Source organism: Coriobacteriia bacterium (assembly GCA_034370385.1).
Lineage (GTDB): Bacteria > Actinomycetota > Coriobacteriia > Anaerosomatales > PHET01 > JAXMKZ01.
In genome coordinates, this window is record JAXMKZ010000058.1 from 1 (window position 1) to 11,381 (window position 11,381).

The 11,381-nt window shown below is 44.1% G+C and carries 8 protein-coding genes; 5 read left to right on the forward strand and 3 right to left on the reverse strand.

Going from position 1 to position 11,381, the window contains the following annotated elements; genetic code table 11:
* Nucleotides 1-260: 260 nt before the first annotated feature.
* Nucleotides 261-3,044, reverse strand: coding sequence for a calcium-binding protein (locus U1E26_11705; GenBank protein MDZ4170301.1), 2,784 nt, complete (start codon nucleotides 3,042-3,044; stop codon nucleotides 261-263).
* 1,082 nt (nucleotides 3,045-4,126) lie between these two features.
* On the opposite strand from U1E26_11705, the gene U1E26_11710 reads away from it, so the two are divergent.
* A complete protein-coding gene (locus tag U1E26_11710; GenBank protein MDZ4170302.1) occupies nucleotides 4,127-4,648 on the forward strand; it encodes a hypothetical protein in 522 nt (173 codons plus the stop codon).
* A gap of 19 nt (nucleotides 4,649-4,667) precedes the next feature.
* Entirely contained in the window at nucleotides 4,668-5,867 is a 1,200-nt protein-coding gene (locus tag U1E26_11715) for a ParB/RepB/Spo0J family partition protein (GenBank protein ID MDZ4170303.1), read from the forward strand.
* A 165-nt stretch (nucleotides 5,868-6,032) separates the two neighbouring features.
* Here the strand turns inward: U1E26_11715 and U1E26_11720 are convergent, their stop codons facing one another.
* Entirely contained in the window at nucleotides 6,033-7,286 is a 1,254-nt protein-coding gene (locus tag U1E26_11720) for a tyrosine-type recombinase/integrase (protein MDZ4170304.1), read from the reverse strand.
* A 170-nt stretch (nucleotides 7,287-7,456) separates the two neighbouring features.
* Here U1E26_11720 and U1E26_11725 point away from each other — a divergent pair, with 170 nt between their 5' ends.
* Together U1E26_11725 and U1E26_11730 are read left to right on the forward strand one after the other, a co-directional pair.
* Nucleotides 7,457-8,509, forward strand: a complete 1,053-nt coding sequence (locus U1E26_11725; GenBank protein ID MDZ4170305.1) for a cytosolic protein — start codon at nucleotides 7,457-7,459, stop codon at nucleotides 8,507-8,509.
* A 245-nt stretch (nucleotides 8,510-8,754) separates the two neighbouring features.
* Nucleotides 8,755-9,306 (forward strand): tyrosine-type recombinase/integrase, encoded by a 552-nt coding sequence (locus U1E26_11730; GenBank protein MDZ4170306.1) that lies wholly within the window; start codon nucleotides 8,755-8,757, stop codon nucleotides 9,304-9,306.
* A 124-nt stretch (nucleotides 9,307-9,430) separates the two neighbouring features.
* Here U1E26_11730 and U1E26_11735 read toward each other — a convergent pair whose 3' ends face one another.
* A complete protein-coding gene (locus U1E26_11735) occupies nucleotides 9,431-9,961 on the reverse strand; it encodes a hypothetical protein (protein ID MDZ4170307.1) in 531 nt (176 codons plus the stop codon).
* Between the two features lie 269 nt (nucleotides 9,962-10,230).
* Here U1E26_11735 and U1E26_11740 point away from each other — a divergent pair, with 269 nt between their 5' ends.
* Nucleotides 10,231-10,608, forward strand: coding sequence for a GIY-YIG nuclease family protein (locus U1E26_11740; GenBank protein ID MDZ4170308.1), 378 nt, complete (start codon nucleotides 10,231-10,233; stop codon nucleotides 10,606-10,608).
* Nucleotides 10,609-11,381: the final 773 nt, after the last annotated feature.

Sequence of the window (11,381 nt, forward strand, 5' to 3'; positions counted from 1 at the left end):
CAGAAATGGGAGGAACTTAAGATTTACGCAAACTTGGTAATTTGCAAGGGACATGAAGAGCCGTATGAGGCGAGAGTCTCACGTACGGTTCTGTGAGCGCCTGAGGGGGAAGTTCCCTCGGGCGACTCGACCGCGGGTTACGCGGGTTCGAACAGGCAGGCATAAAAAACCCCCGCTTGGAACATCCAAACGAGGGTCAATTTACATCACCACGAGTGTGGCGGATTGCCTAGCGGCGAATCCGCCTTACGCGGGTTAGGCTATATAATATTAGTGATTTGGAAATCAGCAGTTGTCAAGGCTCCATCACCTGTCACCACACCAACCAACGCTAACTCAGTTGCACCAATACTCGTATCGGTATTGCTGCCCTGTGTCCATGTGTAGAAAGCAAATTTAGTGCTATTCGTAACAGCGCTGTTTGAGTCAGAAGCTTCAACAACAAACAACATTGTTTCGATACCACCCGCTGTACCATCAGTAATGGTCAGTGTATCACCCAGCAGCGCGGCTACTTTGGTCAGATCGATAAGGTCTGCAGCCGTTACTTTGTTGGTATTTGCAGCAGCGTTAACGGCTGCAGATATCAAAACAGCCTCAGAACCTGAGTTGTCTGCAGCTTGTGTTTTCACTGTGGCTTTAGTGATTACCCCTCCAGACTGCGTCGGAGCTGTTGCCCACTCAATAACATTGTTAGCCGTATTTGTATCAATAACTACTTCCAATGCATCGCCTGCATCAAGATTAATTTTATCAGTACCCAGCTTGAAACCTGTAATAGTGTCATAACCATCGGTAGCAGGTAAACCAACAAAGGTAACGACGTCGATAGACGATACAGTCTCAGTAAGGTCGATAATGTCATTACCAGCACCACCATAGATGGTATCAGCACCATTACCTGCTGTGATGTTATCAGCACCAGCACCACCTAGGAGTAAATCAGCACCTTTGGTGCCTTTAATGGTATCAGCACCAGCACCACCGGTAACAGTTACCGTTACATCACTAATCGTTACATTGGATAGGTCAGCAGTGTCACCGGTAGCAACCAAGTTAACCGCTAGAGCATCACCACCACCATTACCTAAAACAGTGAGCGTCTTGCCGGTAATTTGAGTGGCAGCAAACGTAACTGTATTGTTAGTGGCAGAAATATCTAAAACCTCAACGTCGGTAATTGAAATGCTATTGTCTGAGTGATTAATTGCTCCTGCAGCAGTATATCTCAGCGTATCGACACCATTACCACCCACAACAGTAAAATCAACATCTGTAGCAATTTGGAAGGTATCGGCACCTGATCCACCCGTCGCATGATTCATAGTCGCTGCGAGAAGAACAGTAACATCACCAGTGGCATTTGCGGCATTCAGCTTGCTGAAATTGTTTGTGCCATCCAGTATAAAGTTACCAGCACCTGAAATATTGACGGTCGCTCCTGTTGCCGTAATGTTGCCGAGATCCGCTGGAGATGATGCTACTGACTTAGCATGCGTCAGATTTACGGTTGTAAAGCCCGTTGTAGTCAGTGCATTTGCTTGGTCGGCCGCAACTGCCAGATTCAGCGTATTTGCTGCGCCTGAATTTGCGGCTAGGACTGCGTTACCCGCTCCAATTGTCCCTGAAAGTTTAACGGAAGACTGTGTGTTGTTTAGTGTCACCGTTGCACCAGTCAAAGCACCATTCAACTCAAGAACCGCGCTACTTGCAACGCCGTTATAATTCGAAGTTGCTGTTGCAATTGACTTGACAGTCAGAGTCGCAGGTGACGTCATGCTGCTCGTCACTGTCTGCGCACTGAATTCACTTGCCACAGCTTCAGTAAGCGTTAGATTAGCATCACCACTTGCCTTGATGGCCGTTGTGCCGGTGATATTCAATGTCACGTTTGAGACTGTGCCAGACGTCGCAACTTCAATCGTTTCAATCGGAGTAACAGCACCTTCATTTAGGGTCAGGGTAGCGGATTTCGTAGTTACCTTAACTGAATCGTTGGTTGCGGCAGTCCCCTCAATAGCAAGGGTTTTAATCGCACTGTCAGCAATGACTGCTTGAACGCCAGTCGATTGACCAACGCCTTGAACAGTAATCGAGCTTACGCCAGCCACACCCGACAAAAGGTTAACTGCCTTTGCTCCACTTACATTGCTTAGATCTGCTGTCGTTGCAAAATCAAAACCCAAGTTTAAGGTTTCGATGTTTGAAGATGTGAAAGCTGCAGCAGCACCGCTAAGGGTAAGATTTGCAACATCCGCATCTGTGGTTGACACATCACTCAAGATATCCGTGGCATTTACTGTACCAACACCACCTGTGAATGTGTCGTTACCAGCAGTACCAATAAAAATATCCTTGTTTGCAGTCAACACAAAAGTCTGCCCAGGAATTGGATCATTCAAAGCAGTACTCGCCGCTGCTGCAGTTGTGCTGACGGCAGCGCCTGTGCTAGGTGTAGACAAGGTTACAGTAATGCCTTCGCCGGTTTCAGTCAGTGTATCAGCCAGTACCGGCACAGTGATGGTTGCTGTGGTTGAGCCTGCCGCAAAGGTCAAGGTAGAACCCGCTAAGGTAACACCGGTTCCAGCGACTGTAGGTGTGCCCACATCAGCACCCGTACCGGTAATGGTTGCGCCACCGGTGCCGGTCAAGGCAAAGTTTACGGTTGTTGCTGCAGTTTGTGCATGGCTTAAGGTAACGGTAAAGGTGGCGTTGGTGCCTTCAGTTGCAGTAGTTGCACCGGCTGCAATTGAGAATGTCGGCACGGCATCAACGATGGCTGTCGCTGCGGTCGCTGCTGTTGCGCTGATGACGGCATCGGTACCGGTAGGTGCAGACAAGGTCAGGCTCATGCCTTCACCTACTTCTACGATGTTATCAAGGACTACTGCAGTTGATAAAACAACGCGGGATACACTAGAAGATGCTGGGATAGTCAACACGCCAGCAGGGGACAAGGTAATACCCGCTGCTACTGACGTTGGGTCTAATGTTAAGTTAGCGGCAAAATCAGTACCTGGTGCTGCACCACCTGTACCGGCCAATGCAGTCGTTACAGAGTAAGTTGTACCGGCAACACGTCCGGTTAAATCAACAGTAAAAGTCGCAGTCGTGCCTTCAGTGACATTGGCTGCACCTGCAGTGACACTACTAGTTTGTACCTTTCCAATCTATTGTTTTTAAATAACTTTAATTTTTTCCTAAAAAATAACTGTCTAAGGACTACCTGACAGTAGCAACCCAAAGTTTATTTAGCTGTTGAAATGCCTCTTTAAAGATCCCGCACTTTCCCATACTATCACGCATGTAGCATTTTTCCTTCTTAACAAGGGTCATAATGGCGACTGTCTAGGGACTAACTAGAGCAAAAAAGTCATAAAAAAATAGCACTTGTTTTCAATGACTTAACTTTTTGCTTTTTCTCTGGTTTTGCCGCTGATTTTCAGGATTGAGAGCCTTGATTCAGTATCTTTTCCAGTTCACTTTCTGCGCGATTTAAGGCCTGGACGACGGCATTGGTGAGTACGATTTGCGGATCAAATACGTAACCTAATGCATCAGCATCATCCTTAATCCGTTGCATTCTGTTCATGATGTCTGAGGGTAAACGGATGGTAAGTGACTTCATTTTCAAGTGAGATTTGGGTATCAAGGTGGCTTCAACTTTGTTACGAGTGGACATAATAATGAACTCCAATAATGAATTTACTGTGTCATATTATAGTTTATTTAAGCTATAAAGGTAACAAATCAGCTTGCTGTTTTAGGTGTTTTTGCCTGATACTGAGCTTTAATTTGAGGCTTATTTTTCAAGATTCCGTTGAAGATTTGATGCACATTTCTCGCGCTTTTGCTGCAAGATTTGTCGAGACGCCGTTAAACTTTTGCTGCAGAGTTGTCGAAACTTGTTCAAGATTCCGTTAAGAATTTGATGAAAACTTGTCGAGATTTTTTGAAAATCTGTTGAAACTTTTTCAAGATTTCCCAAAATTCCGTTGAGATTTCGTTGAGACTTTCTCAAGATTTCGTTGAAACTTTGTAAAGATTCCTCAAGATTTCATTGCGACTTTGTTATTTATTCGTGCTCATTTGTTATTTGTTTAACACGTTTTTAGTGGGTTGTTTTATGCTCATTTCATCACGCACCTTCTTGATAGTGAGTGCTTTTGTTGTAGCAAATGAAATTTTATTCGCATTGTTTACGCATTATTTATGCATTTTTCTATTCATCATTGATCATTTTTTCCATCATGTTTTATTCATCATTTATCATTTTTCTATCACGCTTATGACTTCAACTGATCTCGTTTTAATGCAAACTCGATTACCTTCCGCATTACGTTTGTACTTGAAAGCGTATGCCAAACAACACGGCTCCAGTTTAGAATTGGCCTGTCAGGACATCCTGTCTCTGTTCATTCAACAGGCACCTTGGCAACAAGGATTGCTATGGCGAGCACCGATCTCACATCGTTCTGACAAGGGGGAGCGTCAGGGTTGGGCACAGTTTAACTTGTTCCTTCCTGCTGAAATGGCCGCACAATTAGAATCATTAGCGCAGCAATTACACATCAGTCGAGCCAGTGTTTCTTACACAGGATTGTTCTGGTTTGCTAAACATATCAGCCCTCCGGTGACACAATTATGATGCTCAGGATAATTAATTTATGAACGATTCAATACAGCAACCTGCCCTGCACTACCTGCCTATTGAGCAACTTGAAGTAGACCCTGAGCAACCGCGACGTGAGCTGGAAGCACCGGATGAAGTCAATGAAGCGCGCACTTTAGCAGGTCTGGCCGAGTCGATTAGGCAGTACGGCATACTCCAACCGCTACGTGTTTGCGCAATAGATGCGCATCGTTTTCGCATTATTTCAGGTGAAAGACGTTATCGTGCCGCCTTAATGGCGCAGCTTTCTGAAGTGCCAGTGATGCTCATTGCGCATCATTCTCTCGAGAAAAGTGCATCGCCCCAGCTTCTTTTGGAACAGTTAACTGAGAATGTTCAGCGCAAAGCCATGACCGCTTTAGAGTTAGCCGATGCGGTACATCAGTTAATGGGTGAGGGTTTACTGGGTCGAGATATTGCCAAGAAGTTAGGCATTGATGCGATGCAGGTATCAGTATTGAACAAGTTACACACCGTGTCTGAAGTGATTCGGGAAGCGGTAACTGATCGGGTTATTGTCTCGCCCAGAGCGGCTTATGACCTGAACAAGTTACCCGTGTACCAACAAGCTGAACTGATTAATCAGGCCAGACAGAAGAATCAAATCATTGGTCAGGTTGATGTTAAGAATGCACGAAAGGCCTTTGCTGAACGACCTCAGTACCGTCCTTATCAGGCACCGATTATGGCTAAAACTGAATATGCAGCCTTGATGAGTGTCTTGAATCAGGATGACTTAGGTGATGAACACTATGATGCCAGTGCTGACCGGTTAGCTATTTTGGGGACAGCTGCAATAACGAATACAGAAGCAGTTACAGGAACCAATAACAACCCTCCTGAAGTCAAATATGAGGAACAATCATCTAAGCAAAATAATGATTCTTTTGTTTCTTCTTTGTCTACTGGAGAAATTAATTCAGCGGCAGAATTAACTGACCAGCCGTTACAACATGGCAGTGGAAGTAATGAAAGTCATCCTGATGTTCACCCTCCAATTAACGGCAGCAACAATGACCGGCAATTACATAGTTCAGCTGATAGGGAAGCGTTGTTTCGTGTGCCAACCTTCACCTTACGTGCAACTGAGTTAGACGTTATTGCTGAATATCTGCAGGAAGAATTACCCAAAGGACTTGCTGATCCAGGTGGCTGGTTAGTGGATGTGATTAAGCGTCTTGGTCGTGGTAGGTGAAGCTGGAGTTTGCAACTTGATAACTGTAACAGGATTCTAGGGTTCAGGGATTTAGGGATTTTGGGATTTAGGGATAGCCCTAAAGGGAAGGGGGCTAAGGGGTTGGTGGGGGCTACAGCTTTTTCTTATCTTGTTGATTACTAAATGCTATTTACTCCTAGCCCCCTAGCCCCCAATCCCCCGACCCTTTTGGGATAGGTCCAGCTTGGGGGTTAAGGAGGGGTTAGGGTTAGACTCTGTACCATTAGGTTGCAATACACTGGTCATACCGGCTTTGATCAGACCACCTACCGCATTATTGGCCTGCTTCAAGGTTTCATCGGCCAGGTGTGCATAACGCATCGTGACACTGGGGTTGTAATGACCCAGTGCTTTTTGTACCACATATAGACTATGACCGGCATTAATCAGTAAGGATGCAAAGGTATGTCTCAGGTCATGAATACGCACATGGGGTAGGCCGGCTCTGGTTCGTGCTCCATTCCAAGAGCAGAAGATACTACCAAACGGTTTGTTGGTAGTAGGATTAGGGAACAGGTAGTCACTTTGGTTTCTGCTGGATAAGATGAGCAAGAGTTGTAACACTTCCCCAGACAGTTGTATGGTTTGAGCTTTACCTGATTTGGTGGTGGGGATTAACCAGGTCTGTTTAGCTTCGTCAAATTCACTCCATTTTGCATTTAAGGCGTTACGCTTACGGACGCCGGTTAAGGCTAACAAGGCCACGATGTAAGCCAGTTGTGGGTTCTGGCTACAGTTACGGGTTTCTACGAATAACCGTTCAATTTGTTCTGGACTGAGGAATACTTGTTGCTGGTTATCGACTTTGAATTGCTTAACGGCGCGCGCTGGATTGTCTTTGATAGCCGGTAGTTTCCACTGGTTAATGGCCAGGTTAAACAGAAAACCCAAGAGGATGACAACTCGATTACAGGTCGCTGCCGCCAAGCCTTTTTCCTTCATACTACGCTGCAACCGAGCAATATCTTCGGTCTGGATGGCACTGATCTTTAACTGACCCAGTGCTGGCCTGACATGGTTTTTCAAGATACTGAAGTCGGATTCCCAACTGCGTTTATAGGCTTTAATATGGGGGAGGTAATAGTTGTCGATCACTTCATCCAGTATCATGGCATTTTTGAGTTGTAACTTATGGTGTGCCGGTTCATTGCCTAAGTAGACATCGGTCAGCAGTTCACGCGCTTTTTGCCTGACATCGTCTAATTTGATAATGTCGGTTGACCCTAATGTCATTGACTGTCTACCGTGTAATGGACTGGTGTAGCGCAGGATATAACTGCCTTTGCCGCTGGTGCGCACCTCAACATATAAGCCAGTGACCTGATCATCCCAGAGTAGGCAACGCTTACCTTCCTGTAACGCCTTGTCAATAATGGGTTTAGTTAAATTTATTTTCATTGAACATCTCCATAAACGATTTAAATACTACACTAATACTACATGGCAAATGTAACATATAAATACCATAGTACCAAATAAAAGTTGGGCTAGTGCCGGTGACGGTCGGGGTTGCATTGCTTAGGTAAACTAATGCCCCTATAATAAGTATCAATTAACTGAGGGATGTCATGACTGAGCGGGATGAAAAACTGGAGCTGAAGGCAGAAAGTATAACGGTTGAAGGTACTGAAACGCCTACCCATGTAACAGATGAATACGATTCACCTTGGAAGGAAGCGATTGAACATTTCTTTCCAGATTTCATGGCCTTTTACTTTCCTGATGCCTGTGCACAGATTGACTGGCCGAAAGAGTATGCGTTTCTGGATAACGAATTAAGAGCCGTGGTGCAGGATGCCGAACTGGGTAAACGCTTCGTTGATAAGCTGGTCAGGGTCACTTTATGCACAGGCGGCGAGAAGTGGGTTTACATCCATATTGAAGTACAAGGTAGTCAGCAGGCAGAATTCGCTGAACGGATATTTGTCTATAATTACCGGCTATTCGATCGTTACCACCGACCCATAGCCAGTATGGCAGTATTAGCCGATGTGCATGTGAACTGGAAACCGGATTATTTTAGTTACAATGTCTTGGGGTGTGAAACATCGATCCACTTTCCGATTGCCAAGTTGACTGATTACCACGACCAGTTGGAGGCATTACAGGTGTCAGATAATCCTTTCGCCATCGTTACCGCTGCACATATCCAGACACAGCGAACCCGTAAAGATGATACCGCTCGTTACCAGGCTAAACGTTTGTTGGTCAGGCTGTTGTATGAACGGCAATGGGAACGGCAAAAGGTCGTTGATCTGTTTAGGGTCATTGACTGGATGATGCGGCTACCCGAAGAATTAGCACAAGAACTATGGCAAGAAATTAATGACATCGAGGAGAGTACTAAAATGCAATATGTAACCAGTGTGGAAAGATTTGAGATTGCTAAGGTTAGGCAAGAAGGTTTACTGGAGGGTGTTACTCAAGGTGTGATTCAAGGTGTAATTCAAGGTGAATCTAAGTTGCTGAGAAAACAATTGGCACGCCGCTTTGGTGACCTACCTAATTGGGTATCTGATAAATTGAGTAGCGCCGGTGAACAAGATTTAGAACATTGGGGTGAAGCTGTGCTAACTGCACCTACCCTGGATGCTGTTTTTGGTAACGACACCACTCACTAAAGTTTACCCTTCCTGATCACTGTTGACTTAACTACCGCCTTCGCGACCTAAGCATAACCGAGTTTCACTACCTTAGCAACCGGTTCAAGTCAACAGTATTTTCACCAACTCCCCCTCCAGACCTAAGTAACAGAATCCCCTTGTGTTACTTACAATCATAAGTATTTGATTTATAGTCACTAAGTCGTTTCAACCACCTTTCTATGTAATATAATATGTACTTTCTAGCAAAAGGAGTACATAGAATGAACACTGTTGACGCGGTAACCAAAGCGGAAATTGATATGGTCCATGCCGCCCTGATGAATAAATACGGCCAACTCTATGCGGACATCTGGAAGGTGGGCGTTAACTTGTCATTGCGCATCGGCGATTTGTTACGCTTGAAGTATGCTGACCTGAACATCCCTGAGCGCACCTTGAGCCTGACTGAAGCCAAGACCAGTAAACCTAAAACCATTAGGTTGAACGCTGCCGCCATTGCCGTGATTACCCGTAGGCGGCAAGAATATCCAACGGATACCTGGTTGTTCCAAGTTAATTGCAACCGCGCTAAAGGTAAAGCGATTAGTCGGGTTTCTGTCAGTCGCGTGTTTAAAGAAACCGGTGACATGCTCGGCCTAACCATCAACACCCACTCGATGAGAAAATCACGGGGTATGGCGATGTACAGAGATGGCGTGAAAGTTGAAACGATTGCGCGAGTTCTGAACTACTCGAATACCAGTTCCACTCTGCGTTATCTTGGCATTACCAATCAAGATGTTTTGCAAACATACGACGATTACGAACTCTAATTATATTAGTTTGTCGGTAGCGCCATTTGGTAAAAAATACCAGCATCATTTTCAGGTGCTGGTATTTCCATCAATCAAATATCTGAACCAAAATTATTAAATAAATAGCTTTGGTTCACACACTTTATTTCAAGTATCTAAAGTTTTTCACTAACGGATGGCTTTCGCTCTCTATTACATGCCCCTCGAAGGCGATCTGCAATAAGTCCTCGAATGAGTTATCCGACCATTTAGGTTTGTCATTGCTTTTATAAATATCATACTGGTTATTACTATCTCTTACCATCCATTCACCGCTCTGTGCTATTTCGACAACCTCACTGAGGGATAATTCAGTATTAGCCGCATAGTCATACACCGGTACTACCAGCTCACTGCCATCTATGTAAATACCCCGATATAACACCGAACTGGTAAAGCCCAGTATCTTTTTCTTGGGTAGTGATTCTATTCCCTCATAACTATCAGGATTAAATATATGCATCCGTTTTGATAACCGGTCGTAGTACAGGTATATTCGTTCATTAGGATCAGTTTGGTCATCAGGGTGAATAGTAAAGGGTTTATTCTCACCGGGGGCTCCTACATATATTATCTTGCTGCAATTCATATAAGCAGGGATTGTCATTTTACTGATAGATTTGTTTGTTGTCATTGTTTGTTACCTTGTCAATTAGCTAAATTGGGTTATCTTTCTATGGCTTTTTTAGGATCAGCCATATACTCAATAATACCATCTCTCTATTTAACTAGACTGGAGAAAGCTAACTTATGGGTTGACTTATTGATTGACTAAATAACTCGCTGACTAACCAACGGCAATTATTACGCGTGCCATTTGCATTAATGGCTATTATCATTTCCATCTACAGTAAGTTTAAAATGGGATGAAATTAAATGGGTTTAGATAATAGGCAGCGTCTTATGGATATTGGTTTTAACAGGGTTGGTGACTGGCGGTTAGTCGAAGGCAGATTGGTATTTAAACTTGATACAGCAACAACGTCAGCTAATGTGTTGTATGCGTTTATCAGTGGTGAGGGTCAGGTTTTCTACATTGGTAAAACTACGCAAACTTTACCGAAAAGGCTCATGGGTTATCAGCGACCAGGGCCTAGTCAGGTAACAAACATTCGCAATAACATTGAAATAAAAATCCTATTGGCGCTGGAAAGACATGTTGAAATTTATGCTCTGGCAGATACCGGTTTACTGCGGTTTGGTGAGTTCACGATTAATCTGGCGGCAGGCTTGGAAGATGCATTGATCAGTGAATTAAAACCGGCCTGGAATTGCCGTTAAACATCTGCTAACAATCAAATAATGAAGCTAACAATGAGGGTGCGTGAACGTTAAACACTAAAATCATAGTAAAACACACCCCGCCCAAAAAATGGTTTCCGAAAATGGTTGCCGAGGTTGACGAGGTTGCCACCTCCCCCAAGGTCAACCTAGCAACCTCAACCCTAATTTTAACAAACTAATCTTACCTCTCCCCCTGTTAAAAAGGGTGTTTAGATCGGCAACGATTGCGGTCGAAAATCAACTATTTTTAGTCCACTGAGCTTTTTTACTGTTGTGATGTGTTAAGGAGATAATGAATAGATGTTAAGAAGATTGATAAGGTCAATAAAACACCGGCTTTTTTGCAACCCGTTGTTGTCATTATTTTTTGTTCGTGATTTGGAGTTTATGAATAACAATAGTCGCACTCAAGGAAGGTTACTGCTTTTTTGAGTGAAGGCCGAACCAAGACAGTGCTCGAACACAAATCATGGTTCGTTTTTGACGTCGCCGATATTGGCGGCTTTTTGCGGAGCGCCAAATCTTAACTTTAGAGTGAGGTACACGTCAATCCGGCGGCATTTTTTAACCTAATATTAAGGATAGAAATGTCACTTTTTACCGTTATTCAAAATATAAATTTTCGAAAAATATAGGACTTACGCATTGACGGAATGCCTAAATTGTGGATTGAGATTTTTTATTTCAGGCATGAGTGTCGCGATAGAATTTGCTACCACAGTATTAAATAACTCACGCTGGAGCTCGTAACAGTTACTGATAAGCTCAGC